Below are 19,171 nucleotides of genomic sequence, written 5' to 3' on the forward strand. Positions count from 1 at the left end.
AATCACCTCGGCAAGGTAAATTTAGTACAACTTAAAAGCTTTCTAAGCTTTTGAATTTAAAGTAATTATTTTTCTCGGGCGCCCACGGTGACGAATTTGGGCCAGCTCAGGGCTGTCTTTAAAGAGCTTTTGGGCGTAAATATCACTCACCCAAGGTTTGGAACGAACCAAGGACTCGGTGATTTGCCTGTCTTCCCAATGGGGTGCGCCCTCTTTTACAAAGGTAGCCCAACCCATTTGCCTTTCAAAAGGCGTATTACCTAATCGCCAAAAGTTCTGATGATCGACTAACCAGGGTTCAGAGTTTCCGCCAATGTGACTAACAAAACTTGTCCAACTGGAGTCTTGTGGACTGGATTCATAACCAGATCTCACTGGATTTAATTCAATGTAACGCTGGCAACGTAAAAAATAATCAGGATCAATTAAGGACGAGCGATAGCGTCCTTCCCAAATAGTTCCTGATCGTTTGTGCTGTTGATTGAAATATTGCGCATAGCGCCTTCCCAAAGACTGCATGGTTTTTGCAAGTGAATCTTCTTTTTGCGGGGTTAACAATAAATGCACATGATTGGGCATTAATGCAAAAGCATGTACTGAGCAAGAAAATTGCTTAGCAGCTTCTCGCAGCCACTCTAAATAAATACGGCGATCTTCTTCGCTAAAAAAAAGTACTTCTCGATTATTACCACGCACCATGACATGCATTGCCTGACCTGGTATGACCGTGCGCGCTTGCCGAGCCATGATGTCAATACGCTACTGAAGTTCGCGTACGCCGCCGCCGTTAGAGAACTCAGGGATAAACCAATCGCCATCGACCTGTGTTACTCCACTGGGCACTTCACGTGCCTCTTGTGGCACATCCTTCAAGGCAATACCCATATAAGAAATCCACATAGGCAAAGCCAAGCCACCACCAGTTTCACGATCACCTAAGCTCGCTGGCTTATCAAAACCAATCCACGCGATCGCTACAACTTTAGGGTTGTAGCCAGCAAACCAAGCATCATGTGATTCATTGGTTGTACCGGTTTTTCCAGCAATATCATTACGGCCTAACTTAGCACGAGCGGATGCTGCAGTTCCCGTCTTCGTTACCTCTTGCAGCATGCTATCCATCACAAAGGCAGTGCGAGCGTCTAAGACTCTTGTTGCATCTTCGCGAGCATGGGTTGGCTTCGCTTCAAATAAAACTACGCCTTTGGAGTCGACCATCTTGTCAATCAGAAATGGGTCAACGCGATAGCCGCCATTGGCAAATACGCTATAGGCTGATGCCATTTGTAGTGGAGTAACAGATCCCGCGCCCAATGCCATTGTCAAATAGGGTGGGTGCTTTTCTGGTTCGAAACCAAAACGCTGAATATATTCCTGTGCATAAGAGGGGCCAATAGCGCGAATGATGCGTACTGAAACTAAGTTTTTAGATTTAGCTAAGGCATTGCGTAAACGCATCATGCCGTCATACTTCCCATCGTAATTCTTTGGCTCCCAAGCTTGGCTGCCAGTCTCCATGCTGCCGATAGATAGAGGTGCATCATTTACGACAGTGCTTGGAGAAAAACCTTTTTCAATTGCGGCTGCATAAATAAAAGGCTTGAAGGAGGAACCTGGCTGACGCAGGGCTTGAGTAACGTGATTGAATTGATTGCGGCGGAAATCAAAGCCACCTACCAAAGACAGGATGGCTCCGGTTTCAGCGTTCATAGAGACAAAAGCAGCCTCTACTTGCGGCAACTGCGCCAACTTCCACACTCCACCATCTGATAGCAATCTCACGATCGCGCCTGGACGTAAACGTTTTTTAGGCTGAGCGCTATCAGTGAGCGATGCTGTAGCCAACTTCAGACCTTCGCCTTTAATTGCAATCACATCACCTGTTGAAATCATGACCTGCATTTCTTTTGGTTTGACATCGAGCACAACACCAGACTGCAAATCATCTAACTGTGGGTAAGCCAAAAGAGCTTCATCGATTGCGCGTTGACGTTTTACGGGATCCTCAGGCAGTGTGATGAATCCCTCTGGTCCGCGATAGGCATGACGTAAGTCGTACTCAAAAATGCCACGGCGCACTGCTTTATAAGCCGCTTCCTGATCAGCCTTCAAGATCGTCGTATACACATCGATACCTTGAGAGTAGATTGCATCGCCATACTGCGTAAAGAGTAATTGCCGAACCATTTCAGCAGGGAAATCTGCCCGCACACTGAATTCATTGCCTAGGCCGCGAATATGTAACTCCTCAGCGATCGCCTTTTGATAATCCTCTTGTGAGATATAGGACAAATCGCGCATCCGCTGCAAGATATATTCTTGACGAATCTTGGCGCGCCGGAAATTGGTCACGGGGTTATAGGCTGATGGCGCCTTAGGCAATCCTGCCAACATAGCCGATTCTGCAATAGTGATGTCTTTTAGTTCTTTACCAAAGTAAATTTGCGCCGCACTAGAAAATCCGTAAGCCCTTTGGCCCAAGAAAATCTGATTCATATAGATCTCAAGGATCTTGTCTTTGGTCAGTTGTGATTCAATTTCCCAAGACAATAAGACTTCATATATTTTGCGGCTAAATGTTTTCTCATTGCTGAGAAAGAAATTTCGTGCGACTTGCATCGTGATAGTGGAGGCGCCCTGAGAAAGGTTGCCACGCAGATTGGTCACTGCCGCCCTAAGGATGCCAACATAATCAACACCCCCATGTGAATAAAAACGATCATCCTCAATAGCGAGAACTGCATTACGCATACTTTGTGGAATCTCATTCAAAGGAATCACCTTACGGCGCTCCTCACCAAACTCACCAATCAAAACCTTATCCGCTGTATAGATCCGCAAAGGCGTTTTCGGGTTGTAATCCGTTAAGGCAGAAATCTTGGGCAAATTGGGTTTAGCAATTAAAAATGCATAGCCCATTAATAGCGCCACCACCACTGCAAACACCACGCCAATAATGAGTAGGGCTTTGACTAATGGATTGCTAGAAGATCTTTGAGGATGTGCTTGTGCCCCATATTGCCGAGGACGTCTGTCAGGCTGACGGGGGGTTCGCTGATTGATCGGCGGCTTGTCTTTAGGGGGTAGAGCCATATGTCCAAATTATAGGGCGCTTAAGCAATTCCCTTAAAAGCTCCAAAACCCTGGTTTTAGAGTTTCCCAAAAGGCGCTTTCCGATCCCAATTTAAGCTTTAGCCGATGGTTTTTATATTCCAAGAAATGAAGAATATTGCCATGCCATCACGCCATATTTCCCCACAATCTTTTGACTCTATTTTGAGCGAACTCGGTGATGATCCAGCCATCCCAGATCCCCATGGAATTCGTAAATCTGGCGCCCCAAAGACCGCCATTCCTCAAGCCCCAAACCCTTCAAAATCTCCCTCTTTTTTCGATCCCGTACGTCAGCCTGAACTCCTCAATCAAGTAAAAAAATTAGGGGCTTTCTTAGCTTTAGCCCTGTGTTTTGTGGGCTTGATCTTCGGCTTATTTTTGGCTTACGACAGCTCTAAAAGCAGCTCAGATACACAAGCCGGGGACTCCAATATCCAGATATTGAAACTACAAACGGAATTGGCCTTAATGCGCAAGGAGCTTGATGAAGATTTTGATTCTCTATATGAGGAAATAGAATTATTAGAAGTGAGTATTCACTCATTAAAGGAGATAAAGCCCAATTCCAAGGCATTCACAAAGCCAAAACCCCATCCTCATGAGCAGGAGTTACGTCGTTGGCGTTATTTAGGCAGCAGTCAAATGGGGGACATCCAGCAGGCCCTTTTCCATCAGGGCAAATCTCATGCCCTGTTTTCTAAAGGCGCTTTGGTTCTAGGTGAATGGCGTCTTACTTCAATCGAAAAAGAGCTTGTCACCCTTACTCACCCACAAGGCAAATCTCTTGTTCTTCACACCATGAAAAGCGAATGACTAAAACCCAAAAAAGATGGCTTCACCTACTGCTGACCCTGGTCATTTCTATCTCCTTTTTAGGGCGCCCAAGCTACGGAAATATGCCAAGCCAAAACTTGGCACAAATGCCAGTTAGCTTACATTTCTCAGATATCGAAGTTACCGAGCTTTTACAGGTTTTGGCAAAGCTTGGTGGCAGCAACTTTTTACTGAGTGATTCCATCAAAGGGAAGGTTTCTATCAACCTTAACAACACCCCTTGGCAAACCGCACTTCACTCCATTTTGGCTAGCAGGGGTTTGCGCATTATTCGTAATGGCGATATTTATTGGATTGGACCACATGCTGAAATCCTGGCTTTTCAAAAATATCGTCGTGAGGATGCAGCACTTCCTTTTGGAGGAGATCACATTCATAGCCCAAGACAAATTTTGATCGAAGCTCGGATTGTTGAGGCGGATGAGCGCTTTGCAAAGGAGCTTGGGGTTAAGCTGGGATCTCAGGCCAATGCCCTTGGTGGCAATACCGATCGAAACATCGTTGGCAGCCTAGATTTGAGTGGTGCTGGTCTGAGTGGATTTAACCCTGCGAGCATGGCGGCAACCCTGGTTTCTAAAAATGCTCAGCGGCTTTTGCAGATCGAACTCTCCGCCCTGGAGTCAGAGGGACAAGGCAAGATTTTGTCCAACCCGCGCATCATGACAGGGGATCAGGTAAAGGCCACGATTGAACAAGGTACTGAGCTACCCTATCAAACGACCTCACAAAGCGGCAGCAAACTCCAGTTCCGAAAGGCCAACTTACGTTTAGAGGTACTTCCGAAGATTCATCCAGATGGAAAAATTTCCATGCTCGTTGGGATCAATAAAGACACTATTGGCATGAAAACTGAGCAGGGATATGCCATTGATACCAAAAGCCTGAGTTCAGAGGTGACCGTAGAAAACGGGGGCACCGCCATTATTGGCGGAATATTTCAAACTACAGAGCGGGAGGATGAGGTGAAGGTTCCGCTCTTAGGAGATATTCCTATTATTGGTCACTTATTTCGCCATAAATCCACATTACAAGATAAAACGGAGCTACTAGTCTTCTTAACACCCACCGTTCTAGACAAACCCTAATAAAATCGAAGGGTGAACTCTTCAACCAACAATATCTTCCTGATTGGCCTCATGGGCGCCGGAAAGTCGACCGTTGGTAAAGTGCTGGCAAAAAAATTAGGGCGCCGATTTTTAGATGCTGACCATCTGATTGAAGATCGTTGTGGCGTGAAGATTCCCGTTATCTTCGAAATGGAAGGTGAAGAAGGATTTCGCAAACGCGAAGCACAAACCATTCGTGAAGTGACTGCCGAACATGACATTATTTTGGCAACAGGTGGTGGTGCTGTTCTTCTGCCAGAAAATCGTCAAGCACTCAGCGAACAGGGCACCGTCATTTATTTGCACGCTAATCCCATTGAACTATGGCATCGCACTAAGGGTGGCGAGGGACGTCCTTTATTAAAAAGTGGTGACCCTAAAAAAATTCTAGAAAACTTATATGCGGTTCGCGACCCTCTCTATCGTGAAATTGCTGACCATGTCATTGAAACTGGAAAACCCAGCGTTAATCAATTGGTCAACACCTTAATCATGCAGCTTGAACTTTCGAACTAAATACGATGATGAAAACACTTGAAGTTGATCTTGGTAGCCGTAGTTATCCTATTTACATTGGGGCTGACTTAATTGATCAACCCGCTTTATTTAGCGCCTGTGAAAAAGCAACTTCCATCTACATTGTTACCAATACCACCGTTGCCCCACTGTATGCAGAGCGGCTTACGAAAACCTTAGCAAGCTTTGGTAAAGCGGTAAAAACAATTGTCTTGCCAGATGGGGAGTCTTACAAAGACTGGAAAAACCTTCAACTCATATTTGATGATCTTTTAAAGTTTGGTGCTGATCGCCAAACCATGTTGGTGGCATTAGGTGGTGGTGTGATTGGGGATATGACTGGCTTTGCTGCGGCGAGCTTTATGCGGGGCGTGCGCTTCATTCAGGTGCCTACGACATTATTAGCGCAGGTAGATTCTTCAGTCGGCGGAAAAACGGGCATCAATCATCCGCTTGGGAAAAATATGATTGGCGCGTTTCATCAGCCAGCCGCAGTGATTGCCGATTTAAATACCTTAAAGACATTGCCTGCCCGCGAACTCTCTGCTGGACTAGCTGAAGTAGTAAAGCATGGCGCTATTGCTGATGCCGTCTTTTTAGATTGGATTGAGGCCAATGCAAGTGCTTTGTTGGCATGCGATACCGATGCTATGGCTCATGCTGTTTTACGCTCCTGCGAAATTAAATCTGCTGTGGTCTCCGCCGACGAGCGTGAGGGAGGCATTCGAGCGACTTTAAATTTTGGCCACACTTTTGGTCATGCTATCGAAGCAGGCATGGGCTATGGCGAATGGTTACATGGTGAAGCCGTAGGTTGCGGCATGGTCATGGGCGCCAATCTATCCTGCCGACTCAATCACATTAGTCAAGACGATGTAGCACGGTTGACCAAGATTATTCAGTCCATGAACTTACCGATCGTGCCCCCCAAATTTGGCGCAGCCCGATATATGGAATTGATGCAAGTTGATAAAAAAACAGAGGGCGGACAAATTCGCTATGTGATTCTTGAGAAGATCGGCAAAGCACAAATTAAGAGTGTGCCCGATGCACAGGTGATTGAAACTTTAGCAGCCACAGGGGCTGCTTAAAAGAGCTTAGTTTTTTTCCAATTCAATATTGATAGCCTGACCTGCTTGAGCACTAGCAAACTGCGACAGATCACTCAATAGCTCGCATCCCGTTTTAGTATCGAGCCATAAAGGTTGAGCCATAGATCCAGCCCAGCGATAGTGATACCCACCCGATTTAGCGGCAACCCAAATCTCGTGTAAAGGCGGCTGGGTATTGACTACGATGACGCTTTTATCCCGAAAGCGAATATTGATGACATTGCCACCTTGACGCTCAACATCTAAATCCAGATCCAGCGCATCATCTGCCGACTCAAGCGCCATTTCTATAGAGTGTAATAAATGGGCTCCTAACTGATGGAATTGCTTGTCATCAATGCTTTCAACGCTTAAATTATTTGGATTCATCCCAGAGCCCTGCATGCTATATTCAATCATTCGTTTTAGAGACATTCATGATAGCGATTATTCATAGAGCCCTTGGCATTAGTTTCCTAATATCCCTTGTTGGATGTGGGGTTAGGGGTCCATTGGTTTTGCCAATTATTCCGCCAGTTCCTCCAGCGCCCACCGCGCCCGAACCCAAGGGAATCCTCTATCCACCCCAGGCTCCTGAAGCCGCCCAAACACCAACAAGCAATGACAAGTAAAGCCATACCACTACCACAATTAGCTGGATTTACGGAGCGTAATGGCTCTTGGTATGCTGAAGAAGTTCCTTTGGCAGATTTAGCGAATGAATTTGGCACCCCGCTTTACGTCTATAGCCGTAAAGCCCTCACCGAAGCCTATCAAGCGTATGACCGCGCATGCGTAGATGCAAGCGGTAAGCGTCGCGCACGAGTTCATTACGCCATGAAAGCCAATAGCAATTTAGCGGTAATTGATTGCTTTAAAAAATTAGGCGCTGGCTTTGACTTAGTGAGTGGCGGAGAGCTGGCTCGTGCTTTAGCAGTTGGCGCCGATCCTAAAAGTCTGGTCTTTGCAGGCGTTGGTAAATCAGCTGCAGAAATTGCACAGGCTCTTGAGGCCGGTGTGAAATGTATCAACGTGGAATCGATCGCTGAGCTTCATCAGATTAATCGCGTTGCTAGCAAGCTCAATTGTCGCGCGCCGATTTCCATACGAGTCAATCCAGATGTGGATGCACAAACACATCCTTATATTTCCACGGGATTAAAGGGGAATAAATTTGGTATTGCGTATCACGAAGTTTTAAATACTTATCGTGAAGCGACTCAACTCTCTCAGATTGATGTTGTTGGAATTGATTGTCATATTGGCTCTCAAATTACGACTACTGCACCCTACTTGGATGCTCTAGATAAAGTCTTGGACTTAGTAGAGCATTTAAAGAAAGAGGGCATTGTCATTCACCACCTTGATCTTGGTGGTGGGCTGGGCATTTCTTATAGCGATGAAACGCCGCCTGATATCACCGAGTTCACCAATACCTTGCTCAATCGCGTAGCCGAGCGTGGTTTTGGACATCTCGATGTTGTATTAGAACCCGGTAGATCTCTTGTAGGTAATGCCGGCATCTTGCTAACCAAGGTGGAGTATTTAAAGCCTGGTGTTGAAAAGAATTTTTGCATTGTGGATGCAGCGATGACTGAGCTCATGCGCCCCGCTCTTTACGAAGCGCATCATGGCATTGTTCCAGTGCAAAAAAAGGCGGCGAAGGCCTCTACTTATGATGTCGTTGGCCCCGTTTGCGAATCTGGCGACTGGCTTGGAAGAGACCGTAATCTTGCAGTGGAAGAAGGTGATCTGCTCGCAATTCTATCGGCAGGTGCTTATGGCTTTGTAATGGCCTCTAACTACAACACCCGTCCAAAACCTGCTGAAGTCATGGTCGACGGAAAAAATGTTTATGTCATTCGAAAGCGTGAAAACACCAAAGACTTATTTGCTAGCGAGACAGTGCTACCAAAATAAAACTGAAAAAAATTGGCAATAAAAAACCCCGCTACATCAGCGGGGTTTTTGTTTTTTACTGAGTGGCTTAACGCAAACCAGCCATGTAATCAGAAACAGCCTTCATTTCTAAATCAGACATTTTGCCCGCAATCGTCGTCATCATCGGACCATTTTTACGAGTGCCATTACCAAACGCAAGCAATTGGGTATATGAATACTCAGCCCATTGCCCACCCAAACGTGGATACTGATTTGGAATACCAGCACCAGTTGGGCTATGACAAGCAGCACACGCTGGCACGCCTTTAGCAGCGATACCGCCGCGATAAATACTTTGACCTAATTCGATCGTGTCTTTATTTTGAGCAACGCCTAATGATGGCTCTTGCTTAACTAAGAAAGCAGCAATATTGTTCATATCTTGCTCAGTCAAAGTAGCAGCCATACCCATCATGACTGGATTTGCACGAGTGCCTTCTTTAAAGTTTCTGAGTTGCTTTGCAGTATAGGCAGCATGTTGAGCAGATAACTTAGGCCATGTTCCTGTGGCGCTCTGACCCTTAGGGCCATGACACGTAATACAAGCAACTACGCCACGGCTTGCGTCACCAGCAGAATACAGAGCCTCACCGGCAGCTGGATCGACTTTAGGCTTGCCTGGAACTGCAGCTTTAGCTTCAGCCATAGGTGCTGCGGGCGCAGCATCTGCAGCATTCGCAAGACCAGCAATACCTGTCAATGCAAAAAATGAGAGGGCTACAAATCCAGCGCGTAAGCTAGTTAATTTGGAGATTTGGGAGGTTTGACGCATTATGTTTACCTTGGCAAAAATTCCTAAAAGTGTTTGGGCCCTACATTTACAACCTTTTTACCCAACACCATGAGATATTTCATGATTTTGCGTGATTTTACAATAGCTTCTGGACATGTCTAAACTCTTTCAAGCCCGCTTCGCGACCACAGTCAATGACACCCATTGCCTGCCTGCCACTCCACTCCGTGAGGTGGCTTTTGCTGGTCGATCCAACGCCGGTAAATCCAGCGCTATAAACGTCCTGTGCAACCAAAAAAGGCTGGCTTTTGCTAGTAAAACCCCTGGTCGCACCCAACATATCAATTATTTCGGTCTTTTTGCTAAAGATGACCTTTTAGCCTATTTAGTCGACTTGCCAGGGTATGGCTATGCTGCGGTTAATCATGAGACCAAATACCACTGGAATGCCCTCCTAAGCGATTATTTGCAGGAGCGTGAGCAGTTAGTCGGGATGGTGCTGATTGTGGATGCTAGGCGTGGCATTACCGACCTAGATGAACAAATGATTCAATGGTTTGTGCCAACCGGCAAACCTATTCACATATTGCTTAGTAAATGCGACAAACTGAACAATAGTGAATGTAAGCATGTCCTTGAAGCCGTTCGCAAGCAACTCCAGCAATATGATCCAGCTTTACCAGAGGGCACAGGGGACTCAAAACAACTTACGGCACAATTATTTTCAAGCACCAAACGCATTGGTCTTGAAGAAGCCGATAATTTAATTATTAAATGGTTATTTTAAGCAGAAACTCATGAAGATGAAATCACCAACTAATTCTGTATTGCAATTTCCGGCTCACCGTCCACGTCGTATGCGTCGTGACGATTGGTCTAGACGCCTGATGCAAGAAAATCATCTTTCAGTCGATGATTTAATTTATCCCGTGTTCCTGCTTGAAGGTAAAGGGCAATCTCAAGCCGTCGCTTCAATGCCTGGTGTCAATCGTGTATCCCTAGACCTGCTGTTGCCTGTTGCGCAAGAGTGTGTAGATTTAGGCATTCCAGTGATGGCGCTTTTTCCAGTAATCGACGCCCCTCTCAAAACTCCCGATGGAAAAGAAGCAAGTAATTCCAACGGCTTAATTCCAAACGCGGTTCGTGAACTCAAAAAACTGTTTCCGAATTTAGGCATCATGACTGATGTTGCCTTGGATCCCTATACAAGTCATGGACAAGATGGTGTACTTGATGAGCATGGTTGCATTCTGAATGATGAGACCACCGCCATCTTGGTACAACAAGCACTTACACAAGCAGAAGCAGGCGTCGATATTGTTGCGCCCTCAGACATGATGGATGGACGTATTGGCAAGATTCGTGAAGCGCTTGAACAAAAGAAATTGATCCATGCGCGCATCATGGCTTACTCAGCCAAATATGCCTCTGCGTTTTACGGTCCCTTTAGGGACGCTGTGGGCTCTGCAAAGAACCTTGGTAAGGCAGATAAAAAAACCTACCAAATGGACTACGCCAATACTGACGAGGCTTTGCGGGAGGTTGCCATGGATATTAGCGAAGGTGCTGATATGGTCATGGTGAAGCCAGGTATGCCTTATCTAGATATTGTTCGTCGGGTTAAAGAAGAATTTAGTTACCCCACTTTTGCCTATCAAGTCAGCGGTGAATACGCCATGCTTAAAGCAGCCTCACAAAATGGTTGGTTAGATCACGACGCAGTCATGATGGAATCTCTGATGGCATTTAAGCGTGCCGGCGCTGATGGTGTTCTCACTTACTTTGCGCTAGAGGCTGCACGCTTAATCAAGTCAGCAAAGTAATTCAGGTTTACTGCGACTCAGATATCTTTTTGAGTCGCTCAACAAAGCGTTGTGGAGGCATATAACCAATCACACGCTGATCTTGTAACTCCTGGGAATCTTGATTGAATATCAAAATTCCGGGTGGCCCAAACAATCCAAAACGTTTTAATAAAGCCTGATTGTCCGGGCTATTTTTAGTGACATCAGCTTGTAGCAATACAAACTGTTGCAAGACCTTACTCACCTCAGGATTTGAAAAGGTATTGACTTCCATTTCTTTACAACTGATACACCAGTCTGCATAAAAATCTAGGAGTACTAATTTTTTTGCTTCTTTTGCTGTACGCAGTTGTGCTTCAAGTTGGGTCGGAGACTGAATCACTACAAAAGACAAATCCCCCACCTGATGAACGCGCTGACCATTTACTGTTTTGGCTGAATCAGCAACATTGTTTTTTTGGAGCAAAGGTGAAGCAATCCAAGCTGCAGTAGCGACCAACAAAACACCTAAGGTGCGTTGTAACCAGATCATCCAAATCCCTGTTGAGGGAATTAAAATTCGGGCCTCAACAGCAATAAAGAGTAATGGCAGTCCCATACCCAAAGCCATGATGAAGAGCAGGCCTGCTCCCAAGCTGATAGAGCCTGTTTGCGCAATAAAGGCCAAAACACCTGCTAAAGGCGCTGTAATACAGGGACTGGCCACCAGCGTGGAAATACCCCCCAAGGCAAAAGCCCCTATGACATTGCCACCTTGATGGCGCCCTGCTAACCTATCTACCTGCTGATGCCAAGAATGAGGCAACCTGAGCTCATACAGACCAAATAAACTGCCTGACAGGGCTAAGAGCAGTACAGAGAAGGCGACCAAAGCAATTGGGCTCTGTAAAGCTCTTTGAACGCTAGCACCGAGCGCCGCCATCAAGACGCCAGCCAAAGCGTAGACCAGAGCCATCCCCAAAACATAAGACAGCGCCAAAACACTGGCACGAGACTTAGAAACAGTTTTGCCACCTTGTGATCCAAAGATCACGCTCGACAAAATCGGCAACATGGGCAATACGCAGGGTGTGAATGCCAAGGCCAAACCCAAAATAAAGAATGCTAAAAATAAATAGGTTGTTGACGTGCCCTCTAAGAATCGGCCAATAGCATTAACGTCATCACGCTCACGCCACAAGTCTGCCAAACCAAAATTTCCGGGCGTGCTTTGAACTGGTGGATTTTCCAGCAGCTCAGGTATAGGTGCGGCTTTGACGCCAGGGCCCGCGAGTAAAAATTTTAGGGTCATTGGCGGATAGCAAATACCCGCTTCAGCACAACCTTGAAGTGATACTTCAATATGGATAGGCTTGCCCGGTAGCGGCTTCACTTCCAATAAAACCATGAAAGGCTGCTTGTAGATCTGTAATTTTTTCTGAAAAGTTTCATCAAACTTTTCGATTCCCATAGGCAGAGAGGGCTTTATATTCATTAGCTTCTCAGCTTGCGAGCCAGCCTCAAATTTTAAGGACTCTTGATAAATGTAATAGCCCTTGGCTGGAAGAAATTCAATTTCAATTTGATTGGAATTCTCAAGCCAAGTCGCTTCGACCCGAAAGGCTTTTTCTGGCGGCAGAAAATCTTGTGCGGCAAATACATGGACTGACACCAACACCAGTAATGCAAAAACTAATTTAAGGAATGATCGAATTCTCATACCTTTGAATTTACCTCAGCTTGCACCCACTTGCCGTATTGCTGTGCATATTGCTCTGGCGAAAATGCGAGGATCTCTGGAAGATCGTAGGGATGATGTTCTTGGATATATTTAGTAATCTCTGGCCACTTGCTCTCGGTAGTTTTTGCGGACAAGAGAACTTCATGGTCTTCGCAAACATTACCTTCCCAACGATAAACAGATTGCATGCCATCCACCAGTTGCACACAAGCTGCCAATCTCGCCTCCACTAATGCACGGGCCAATTCCTTAGCAGCCACCATATCAGGCAGGCTTGTAACTACCACGAGCAGCTTATTGGGATTAACCGGAGGGTTTTGAGACATACCGTATTTATAAACCTATCAATGAAAAAAGCCAGACCGAAGCCTGGCTTTTCAACGCAACTGAAAGACTTAAGCCTCTTCAGCTACTACTGCTGTTTCATCCACTTCTGGGCGATCAACCAACTCAACCAAAGCCATTGGCGCGTTATCGCCATGACGGAAGCCAAACTTCAAGATACGAAGGTAGCCACCTGGACGTGTTGCATAACGTGGGCCGAGCTCTGTAAAGAGTTTGGTCACGATATCGCGATCACGTGTGCGATTGAATGCCAAGCGACGGTTTGCCAAGTTGTCTTTTTTACCCAAGGTAATCAAAGGCTCAACAACCATGCGCAATTCTTTTGCTTTTGGCAAAGTCGTTTTAATGACTTCGTGCTCCAAAAGTGAATTGGACATGTTGCGCAGCATCGCCAAGCGATGTGAAGATGTTCTATTTAGTTTGCGTAAGCCGTTTCCGTGACGCATGATGCTTCCTTTCTAATTATTTCTCGAGGTTAGCTGGAGGCCAGCTTTCGAGTTTCATGCCAAGACTTAAGCCACGAGCAGCCAATACATCTTTGATTTCATTCAAAGATTTACGACCCAAATTAGGCGTCTTCAACAATTCATTCTCTGTACGTTGAATCAAGTCACCGATGTAGTAAATGTTCTCAGCCTTCAAGCAGTTTGCAGAGCGAACTGTGAGCTCGAGATCATCAACCGGACGCATCAACATTGGATCAACCATTGAAGAGCGGCTTGGTGCGAGATCACCAGAAACTTCGCTGCTTTCGAGGGCTGCGAATACAACTAACTGATCAACTAAGATGCTAGCTGCTTGACGAATTGCTTCCTCAGGAGACAACACACCGTTAGTTTCGATAGTCATTACGAGACGATCGAGGTCGGTACGTTGCTCAACACGAGCAGACTCAACAGCATAGCTAACACGACTTACTGGACTAAATGAAGCATCCAATACGATGCGACCAATGATCTTAGTAGTTTCGTCGTTGTATTGACGAACGTTACCAGGAACATAGCCACGGCCTTTTTCAACCTTGATCTGCATGTCCAACTTACCACCAGCAGATAAGTGAGCAATAACGTGATCAGGATTAATGATTTCTACGTCATGTGGCAAATCGATATCTTTTGCGGTAACAACGCCTGGGCCTTCTTTGCGCAAATTGATAGTAACTTCGTCACGTGACTGCAACTTAAATACGATACCTTTGAGGTTGAGCAAAAGGTTTACAACGTCCTCTTGAACACCATCTAATGTGGAGTACTCATGAACTACACCTGCAATAGCTACTTCAGTTGGCGCATAACCAACCATCGAGGACAAAAGTACGCGACGTAATGCGTTTCCGAGTGTGTGGCCATAGCCACGCTCGAACGGCTCCATAACAACCTTAGCTTGGTTGGCGGTAAGCGCTTCAACAGAAATAATTTTTGGCTTGAGCAAATTTGTTTGCATATTTTTTCCTTGAGAGTGCCTAATTAGCGTGAATACAATTCGACGATCAAACTTTCATTAATTTCACCGCTGATATCTTCGCGGTCAGGCACTTGCTTAAATGTTCCTTCGAGCTTAGTTGCATCAACTGACACCCAAGTAATGGCGGCCATTTGTCCAACTAAATTCAGTGATTCAGTAATACGTGCTTGCTTCTTCGCTTTTTCACGAATAGCAACAACATCACCAGGCTTAACCTGAATAGATGGAATATTCACTGGGCTACCATTGAGCAAGATTGCGCAATGGGATACCAACTGACGTGCTTCAGCGCGTGTTGAACCAAAGCCCATGCGATAAACCACGTTGTCTAAACGTGACTCAAGCAACTGGAGCAATGTTTCGCCAGTGTTGCCCTTACGACGCTCAGCTTCTGCGAAGTAACGACGGAATTGACGCTCTAATATTCCATAGATACGCTTAACCTTTTGCTTTTCACGCAATTGATTACCGTAATCAGATGTTCTTGAGCCAGATGTACGACCATGCTGACCAGGCTTAGTATCTAACTTGCACTTGTCTGACAGGGCGCGACGTGCGCTCTTTAAAAATAAGTCGGTACCTTCCCGACGTGCTAATTTGGCCTTAGGCCCTAAGTAACGTGCCACGATGCTTTCCTTTCTTTGCCGCAGTCTTTCGACCGGCGGTGAGTTCACCCTTTTAAATCAGGCGAACAGTGGGCTTTAATAAAAAACTACTAAAACTTGTACTGCCTACTTCCTAGCTTAGATACGACGACGCTTAGGAGGACGGCAACCATTGTGTGGAACTGGAGTAACGTCTTGAATCTCAGTGATCTTGATACCCAATGAGTTCAATGCACGAACAGCGGATTCACGACCTGGGCCTGGACCCTTGATCTGAACTTCCAAGTTCTTGATACCGCATTCAACGGCTGCTTTACCAGCAACTTCAGCAGCTACCTGAGCAGCAAAAGGTGTTGATTTACGTGAGCCCTTGAAGCCCTGGCCGCCAGAAGTTGCCCATGAAAGCGCATTTCCCTGACGATCAGTAATCGTAATAATGGTGTTGTTAAAAGAAGCGTGAACGTGTGCAATACCGTCAGCAACGTTCTTTTTAACCTTCTTACGAGCGCGCTGTGAAGCGGCAGAAGCGGATTGTTGTTTTGCCATGTCAATAAACTTTCTTGATTATTTCTTCAGTTGCACGCCAGACTTGCGTGGGCCCTTACGGGTGCGCGCATTAGTCTTAGTACGTTGACCACGTACAGGCAAGCCCTTACGATGACGTACGCCACGGTAGCAACCTAAGTCCATCAAACGCTTGATGCTCATAGTTACTTCACGACGAAGGTCACCTTCAGTGATGAACTTACCTACTTCATCACGCAACTTTTCCAAGTCAGCGTCAGTAAGATCTTTTACTTTTTTGTCGATAGCAACACCTGTGGTTTTGCAAATTTTGTTAGCACGAGTAGTGCCAATGCCAAAAATTGCTGTCAAACCGATGACAGTGTGTTGATGATTTGGGATATTTACCCCAGCGATACGTGCCATGAGATTTCCTCTTAATTAACCAGATCAGCCTTGACGCTGCTTATGACGTGCATCTGAAGAACAGATCACACGCACAACACGTTTGCGCTTAATGATCTTGCAATTTCTGCAAATACACTTAACGGATGCTAAAACTTTCATAACTCACCTCTTAAAAATAGGTACTACTTAATCTTTACTTCGCGCGGAAAATAATTCTGGCTCGCGTCAGGTCGTAAGGAGTCATCTCCACCGTCACCTTGTCTCCCGGCAAAATTCGGATGTAATGCATCCGCATCTTTCCGGAAATGTGGCCTAGAACTACATGTCCGTTTTCCAGCTTCACGCGAAACATCGCGTTCGGCAAATTCTCTACAACTTCTCCCGCCATCTGAATGACATCGTCTTTTGACATTCAGTTAAGCGCCCATCTTAAAGTTAGCTTTTTTCATCAAAGAGCCGTACTGCTGTTGCATAACAAATGACTGAACTTGCGCCATGAAATCCATTGCAACAACAACAATAATCAACAACGAAGTGCCGCCAAAATAAAACGGCACGTTGTACTTTAAGACCAAGAATTCTGGCAACAAACAAACCAAAACCATATAAATAGAACCAGCCAGGGTTAAACGCACCAAAATCTTATCGATATAACGCGCTGTCTGATCACCAGGACGAATACCTGGAACAAATGCACCACTCTTCTTCAAGTTATCTGCAGTCTCACGGCTGTTAAAGACCAGTGCGGTGTAGAAAAAACAGAAGAAAATGATTGCAGCTGCGTACAAAATTGTATAAACCGGTTGTCCTGGGGCCAATGTTGCTGCCAAATCTTTAATAATTCTGCTGAACATATTGGTTGGCTCGCCAGAAGTAAACCAGCCGGCAATCGTTGCAGGGAACAAAATAATCGATGAAGCAAAAATTGGAGGAATAACACCGGCCATATTTAACTTCAATGGGAAGTAAGAAGATTGGCCACCATAAATCTTGTTGCCAACTTGGCGTTTAGCGTAGTTCACTAAGATACGACGCTGACCACGCTCTACAAACACCACAAAATAAGTCACTGCTACGCAAATAACAACGATGAGCAATGCAGAAATAATATTCATTGAACCAGTACGTACCAGCTCTAACAAGCTAGCTAATGCATTTGGCAAGCCAGAAACAATACCGCCAAAAATAATGATGGAGATACCGTTGCCTAAGCCGCGCTCAGTAATTTGCTCACCAAGCCACATCAAGAACATCGTGCCGGTTACCAAAGTAACTACAGTATTTACTTCAAACATTAAGCCTGGGTTAATTACTAAACCTGGTTGCGCTTGCAATGCAACGGAAATTCCTAAAGCCTGGAAAGTTGCCAACAACACAGTACCGTAACGGGTGTATTGGGTAATCTTACGTTGACCAGCTTGACCTTCTTTTTTCAAAGACTCCAAAGAAGGAACAACAATCGTCATCAACTGCATGATGATCGATGCAGAGATATAAGGCATGATTCCCAAAGCGAAAACCGTAAAGCGTGACAACGCTCCGCCTGAGAACAAGTTAAACATTCCCAAAATACCGTCTTTTTGGCCAGCAAATAATTGCGCCAACTGATCAGGGTCGATACCAGGAACTGGAATATGAGCACCCAAACGGAACACGAGCAGGGCCAACACCAGGAAAATCAAGCGATGGCGTAATTCGCCAAACTTGCCTCCTGCTGCTGCAGTGCTTGCGTTATTGGTAGGTGCTAATGCCATATTTATTAAAGTGACCTATTAAGCCAATTCAACCAATTTGCCGCCAGCTGCTTCAATAGCTGCTTTTGCGCCAGCAGTTGCTGTGATGCCCTTTAGGGTCACAGCAATCTTGAGTTCACCAGTTTTAATAACTTTAATAGCGTTGATTTGCTCACCAGCAAAGCCATGAGCCTTCAATACCAAGAGATCTACCTCTGGCAAGTTGATTTTTGCTAAGTCGTTCAAAGTAATTTGACCAACGTGACGACGTGTCAAAGACACGAAACCGCGTTTTGGCAAACGACGATACATAGGCATCTGACCGCCCTCGAATCCGACCTTATGGAAACCACCAGAACGGGATTTTTGACCTTTGTGACCACGGCCAGCAGTTTTACCAAGACCAGAACCAATGCCGCGTCCAACGCGACGACGGTTTTTCTTGGAGCCTTCTGCAGGTTTGATTGTGTTGAGTTGCATATTCTTCGCCTATTTACTTGCTAGTTATGAGCCAATGACTTTAACTAGATAAGAAACTTTATTAATCATGCCGCGAACAGCTGGGGTGTCTTCCAATTCAGAAACTGAATTGATACGACCTAGGCCTAAGCCACGTACAGTTGCACGATGGCTTTCGCGTGTACCGATCAAGCTGCGTACTAATTGCAGTTTGACTTTGGAGTTAGATGTTGTCATTTGTATATTCCTAATCTTTTGGTCTTAGCCGAGAATCTCTTCAACTGACTTACCGCGCTTAGCAGCAATCTCAGCAGGAGTACTCATCTTGCTCAAACCATCAATCGTTGCACGAACCAAGTTGTATGGGTTTGTAGAGCCAAGTGACTTAGCAACCACGTTTGTAACGCCCATTACGTCGAAGATCGCGCGCATTGGGCCGCCGGCAATAATTCCAGTACCGTCTTTAGCAGGTGAAATCAAAACACGTGATGCGCCATGCTGGCCAGTAACCGTGTGTTGCAAAGTACCCTTGCGCAAGGAAACTTTGATCATCTTGCGACGAGCTTCGTCCATTGCCTTTTGAACAGCAACTGGAACTTCTTTTGATTTGCCCTTACCCATGCCGATGCGACCATCGCCATCGCCAACTACAGTGAGAGCAGCGAAGCCGAGAATACGGCCACCCTTAACCACTTTAGTCACACGATTAACAGCGATCATCTTCTCGCGAAGACCATCATCACGCTCTTCGTTTTGCATCTTAGTTTGCATTTTTGCCATGTTTTTTCCTAAA

25 protein-coding genes are annotated in these 19,171 nt (G+C 45.7%); 8 read left to right on the plus strand and 17 right to left on the minus strand.

Translation table 11 applies throughout. From position 1 onward, the window contains the following. Positions 1 to 42 precede the first annotated feature (42 nt). Together ICN47_RS02480 and ICN47_RS02485 are read right to left on the minus strand one after the other, a co-directional pair. Entirely contained in the window at positions 43 to 747 is a 705-nt protein-coding gene (locus ICN47_RS02480; protein ID WP_216218340.1) for a transposase, read from the minus strand. A gap of 12 nt (positions 748 to 759) precedes the next feature. Then, the gene (locus tag ICN47_RS02485) at positions 760 to 3,093 is read right to left on the minus strand and encodes a penicillin-binding protein 1A (protein WP_216218341.1); all 2,334 of its coding nucleotides are present in this window, start codon (positions 3,091 to 3,093) and stop codon (positions 760 to 762) included. Between the two features lie 126 nt (positions 3,094 to 3,219). On the opposite strand from ICN47_RS02485, the gene ICN47_RS02490 reads away from it, so the two are divergent. The 4 genes from ICN47_RS02490 to aroB are packed head-to-tail and all read left to right on the plus strand — an operon-like array spanning position 3,220 to position 6,661. Continuing rightward, positions 3,220 to 3,927 carry a hypothetical protein gene (locus ICN47_RS02490; protein ID WP_216218342.1) on the plus strand — a complete coding sequence of 236 codons (708 nt, stop codon included), beginning with the start codon at positions 3,220 to 3,222 and terminating at the stop codon, positions 3,925 to 3,927. Next, complete coding sequence (locus ICN47_RS02495) at positions 3,924 to 5,033, plus strand: secretin and TonB N-terminal domain-containing protein (protein WP_255538901.1); 1,110 nt, start codon at positions 3,924 to 3,926, stop codon at positions 5,031 to 5,033. The genes ICN47_RS02490 and ICN47_RS02495 overlap by 4 nt, the downstream gene beginning before the upstream one ends. Before the next feature lie 12 nt (positions 5,034 to 5,045). Next, on the plus strand, positions 5,046 to 5,570 hold the full coding sequence (locus tag ICN47_RS02500) for a shikimate kinase (RefSeq protein ID WP_216218343.1): 525 nt from the start codon (positions 5,046 to 5,048) through the stop codon (positions 5,568 to 5,570). 8 nt (positions 5,571 to 5,578) lie between these two features. After that, positions 5,579 to 6,661 (plus strand): 3-dehydroquinate synthase, encoded by a 1,083-nt coding sequence (gene aroB / locus ICN47_RS02505; RefSeq protein ID WP_216218640.1) that lies wholly within the window; start codon positions 5,579 to 5,581, stop codon positions 6,659 to 6,661. 6 nt (positions 6,662 to 6,667) lie between these two features. Here the strand turns inward: aroB and cyaY are convergent, their stop codons facing one another. Next, positions 6,668 to 7,081, minus strand: a complete 414-nt coding sequence (gene cyaY, locus ICN47_RS02510) for an iron donor protein CyaY (protein ID WP_255538902.1) — start codon at positions 7,079 to 7,081, stop codon at positions 6,668 to 6,670. A 17-nt stretch (positions 7,082 to 7,098) separates the two neighbouring features. Here cyaY and ICN47_RS13080 point away from each other — a divergent pair, with 17 nt between their 5' ends. Both ICN47_RS13080 and lysA read left to right on the plus strand, forming a co-directional pair. Next, positions 7,099 to 7,293: a lipoprotein gene (locus tag ICN47_RS13080; RefSeq protein ID WP_223146611.1), complete on the plus strand. Its 195-nt coding sequence runs from the start codon at positions 7,099 to 7,101 to the stop codon at positions 7,291 to 7,293. Further along, entirely contained in the window at positions 7,283 to 8,581 is a 1,299-nt protein-coding gene (lysA, locus tag ICN47_RS02515; protein ID WP_216218344.1) for a diaminopimelate decarboxylase, read from the plus strand. Before ICN47_RS13080 ends, lysA begins: the two co-directional genes overlap by 11 nt. Before the next feature lie 67 nt (positions 8,582 to 8,648). Here lysA and ICN47_RS02520 read toward each other — a convergent pair whose 3' ends face one another. Beyond that, complete coding sequence (locus ICN47_RS02520) at positions 8,649 to 9,374, minus strand: cytochrome c (protein WP_216218345.1); 726 nt, start codon at positions 9,372 to 9,374, stop codon at positions 8,649 to 8,651. A 115-nt stretch (positions 9,375 to 9,489) separates the two neighbouring features. Here ICN47_RS02520 and yihA point away from each other — a divergent pair, with 115 nt between their 5' ends. Next, the gene (yihA, locus tag ICN47_RS02525; RefSeq protein ID WP_216218346.1) at positions 9,490 to 10,122 is read left to right on the plus strand and encodes a ribosome biogenesis GTP-binding protein YihA/YsxC; all 633 of its coding nucleotides are present in this window, start codon (positions 9,490 to 9,492) and stop codon (positions 10,120 to 10,122) included. Between the two features lie 10 nt (positions 10,123 to 10,132). Continuing rightward, on the plus strand, positions 10,133 to 11,158 hold the full coding sequence (gene hemB, locus ICN47_RS02530; protein WP_216218347.1) for a porphobilinogen synthase: 1,026 nt from the start codon (positions 10,133 to 10,135) through the stop codon (positions 11,156 to 11,158). A 7-nt stretch (positions 11,159 to 11,165) separates the two neighbouring features. Here hemB and dsbD read toward each other — a convergent pair whose 3' ends face one another. The 13 genes from dsbD to rpsE all read right to left on the minus strand — a co-directional run bounded on the left by dsbD (position 11,166) and on the right by rpsE (position 19,158). Further along, on the minus strand, positions 11,166 to 12,839 hold the full coding sequence (gene dsbD / locus ICN47_RS02535; protein WP_216218348.1) for a protein-disulfide reductase DsbD: 1,674 nt from the start codon (positions 12,837 to 12,839) through the stop codon (positions 11,166 to 11,168). Next, positions 12,836 to 13,186 (minus strand): divalent-cation tolerance protein CutA, encoded by a 351-nt coding sequence (gene cutA, locus ICN47_RS02540; RefSeq protein ID WP_216218349.1) that lies wholly within the window; start codon positions 13,184 to 13,186, stop codon positions 12,836 to 12,838. Before cutA ends, dsbD begins: the two co-directional genes overlap by 4 nt. A 69-nt stretch (positions 13,187 to 13,255) precedes the next feature. Beyond that, positions 13,256 to 13,651, minus strand: a complete 396-nt coding sequence (rplQ, locus tag ICN47_RS02545) for a 50S ribosomal protein L17 (RefSeq protein ID WP_216218350.1) — start codon at positions 13,649 to 13,651, stop codon at positions 13,256 to 13,258. A 16-nt stretch (positions 13,652 to 13,667) separates the two neighbouring features. After that, positions 13,668 to 14,648, minus strand: coding sequence for a DNA-directed RNA polymerase subunit alpha (gene rpoA / locus ICN47_RS02550; protein WP_071464451.1), 981 nt, complete (start codon positions 14,646 to 14,648; stop codon positions 13,668 to 13,670). 23 nt (positions 14,649 to 14,671) lie between these two features. Next, complete coding sequence (gene rpsD / locus ICN47_RS02555) at positions 14,672 to 15,295, minus strand: 30S ribosomal protein S4 (RefSeq protein ID WP_216218351.1); 624 nt, start codon at positions 15,293 to 15,295, stop codon at positions 14,672 to 14,674. Between the two features lie 117 nt (positions 15,296 to 15,412). Next, a complete protein-coding gene (gene rpsK, locus ICN47_RS02560; RefSeq protein WP_011901923.1) occupies positions 15,413 to 15,820 on the minus strand; it encodes a 30S ribosomal protein S11 in 408 nt (135 codons plus the stop codon). Between the two features lie 18 nt (positions 15,821 to 15,838). Next, positions 15,839 to 16,204 carry a 30S ribosomal protein S13 gene (gene rpsM, locus ICN47_RS02565; RefSeq protein ID WP_096673340.1) on the minus strand — a complete coding sequence of 122 codons (366 nt, stop codon included), beginning with the start codon at positions 16,202 to 16,204 and terminating at the stop codon, positions 15,839 to 15,841. Between the two features lie 24 nt (positions 16,205 to 16,228). Continuing rightward, on the minus strand, positions 16,229 to 16,345 hold the full coding sequence (gene rpmJ, locus ICN47_RS02570) for a 50S ribosomal protein L36 (protein WP_012357167.1): 117 nt from the start codon (positions 16,343 to 16,345) through the stop codon (positions 16,229 to 16,231). A 34-nt stretch (positions 16,346 to 16,379) separates the two neighbouring features. Continuing rightward, positions 16,380 to 16,598 carry a translation initiation factor IF-1 gene (gene infA, locus ICN47_RS02575; RefSeq protein ID WP_068320132.1) on the minus strand — a complete coding sequence of 73 codons (219 nt, stop codon included), beginning with the start codon at positions 16,596 to 16,598 and terminating at the stop codon, positions 16,380 to 16,382. A 4-nt stretch (positions 16,599 to 16,602) separates the two neighbouring features. Continuing rightward, on the minus strand, positions 16,603 to 17,940 hold the full coding sequence (secY, locus tag ICN47_RS02580; RefSeq protein ID WP_216218352.1) for a preprotein translocase subunit SecY: 1,338 nt from the start codon (positions 17,938 to 17,940) through the stop codon (positions 16,603 to 16,605). A gap of 18 nt (positions 17,941 to 17,958) precedes the next feature. Continuing rightward, a complete protein-coding gene (gene rplO, locus ICN47_RS02585) occupies positions 17,959 to 18,399 on the minus strand; it encodes a 50S ribosomal protein L15 (RefSeq protein WP_216218353.1) in 441 nt (146 codons plus the stop codon). 24 nt (positions 18,400 to 18,423) lie between these two features. Continuing rightward, entirely contained in the window at positions 18,424 to 18,615 is a 192-nt protein-coding gene (gene rpmD, locus ICN47_RS02590) for a 50S ribosomal protein L30 (RefSeq protein WP_216218354.1), read from the minus strand. Between the two features lie 24 nt (positions 18,616 to 18,639). Next, the gene (rpsE, locus tag ICN47_RS02595; RefSeq protein WP_068947703.1) at positions 18,640 to 19,158 is read right to left on the minus strand and encodes a 30S ribosomal protein S5; all 519 of its coding nucleotides are present in this window, start codon (positions 19,156 to 19,158) and stop codon (positions 18,640 to 18,642) included. Between the last annotated feature and the right edge of the window lie 13 nt (positions 19,159 to 19,171).

This window comes from Polynucleobacter sp. AP-Latsch-80-C2, assembly GCF_018882185.1.
Taxonomy (GTDB): domain Bacteria; phylum Pseudomonadota; class Gammaproteobacteria; order Burkholderiales; family Burkholderiaceae; genus Polynucleobacter.

Bases quoted from the DNA above. Each gene is read 5' to 3' on its own strand.
- rpoA (WP_071464451.1), bottom strand. From the start codon at position 14,648: ATGCAAACAAATTTGCTCAAGCCAAAAATTATTTCTGTTGAAGCGCTT.
- dsbD (WP_216218348.1), bottom strand. From the start codon at position 12,839: ATGAGAATTCGATCATTCCTTAAATTAGTTTTTGCATTACTGGTGTTG.
- secY (WP_216218352.1), bottom strand. From the start codon at position 17,940: ATGGCATTAGCACCTACCAATAACGCAAGCACTGCAGCAGCAGGAGGC.
- ICN47_RS02485 (WP_216218341.1), bottom strand. From the start codon at position 3,093: ATGGCTCTACCCCCTAAAGACAAGCCGCCGATCAATCAGCGAACCCCC.
- rpsM (WP_096673340.1), bottom strand. From the start codon at position 16,204: ATGGCACGTATCGCTGGGGTAAATATCCCAAATCATCAACACACTGTC.
- rpsE (WP_068947703.1), bottom strand. From the start codon at position 19,158: ATGGCAAAAATGCAAACTAAGATGCAAAACGAAGAGCGTGATGATGGT.
- rpmD (WP_216218354.1), bottom strand. From the start codon at position 18,615: ATGACAACATCTAACTCCAAAGTCAAACTGCAATTAGTACGCAGCTTG.
- lysA (WP_216218344.1), top strand. From the start codon at position 7,283: ATGACAAGTAAAGCCATACCACTACCACAATTAGCTGGATTTACGGAG.
- cyaY (WP_255538902.1), bottom strand. From the start codon at position 7,081: ATGATTGAATATAGCATGCAGGGCTCTGGGATGAATCCAAATAATTTA.
- ICN47_RS02490 (WP_216218342.1), top strand. From the start codon at position 3,220: ATGAAGAATATTGCCATGCCATCACGCCATATTTCCCCACAATCTTTT.
- rpsK (WP_011901923.1), bottom strand. From the start codon at position 15,820: ATGGCAAAACAACAATCCGCTTCTGCCGCTTCACAGCGCGCTCGTAAG.
- hemB (WP_216218347.1), top strand. From the start codon at position 10,133: ATGAAGATGAAATCACCAACTAATTCTGTATTGCAATTTCCGGCTCAC.
- rplQ (WP_216218350.1), bottom strand. From the start codon at position 13,651: ATGCGTCACGGAAACGGCTTACGCAAACTAAATAGAACATCTTCACAT.
- ICN47_RS13080 (WP_223146611.1), top strand. From the start codon at position 7,099: ATGATAGCGATTATTCATAGAGCCCTTGGCATTAGTTTCCTAATATCC.
- rpmJ (WP_012357167.1), bottom strand. From the start codon at position 16,345: ATGAAAGTTTTAGCATCCGTTAAGTGTATTTGCAGAAATTGCAAGATC.
- cutA (WP_216218349.1), bottom strand. From the start codon at position 13,186: ATGTCTCAAAACCCTCCGGTTAATCCCAATAAGCTGCTCGTGGTAGTT.
- rplO (WP_216218353.1), bottom strand. From the start codon at position 18,399: ATGCAACTCAACACAATCAAACCTGCAGAAGGCTCCAAGAAAAACCGT.
- ICN47_RS02495 (WP_255538901.1), top strand. From the start codon at position 3,924: ATGACTAAAACCCAAAAAAGATGGCTTCACCTACTGCTGACCCTGGTC.
- ICN47_RS02520 (WP_216218345.1), bottom strand. From the start codon at position 9,374: ATGCGTCAAACCTCCCAAATCTCCAAATTAACTAGCTTACGCGCTGGA.
- yihA (WP_216218346.1), top strand. From the start codon at position 9,490: ATGTCTAAACTCTTTCAAGCCCGCTTCGCGACCACAGTCAATGACACC.
- aroB (WP_216218640.1), top strand. From the start codon at position 5,579: ATGAAAACACTTGAAGTTGATCTTGGTAGCCGTAGTTATCCTATTTAC.
- ICN47_RS02480 (WP_216218340.1), bottom strand. From the start codon at position 747: ATGGCTCGGCAAGCGCGCACGGTCATACCAGGTCAGGCAATGCATGTC.
- infA (WP_068320132.1), bottom strand. From the start codon at position 16,598: ATGTCAAAAGACGATGTCATTCAGATGGCGGGAGAAGTTGTAGAGAAT.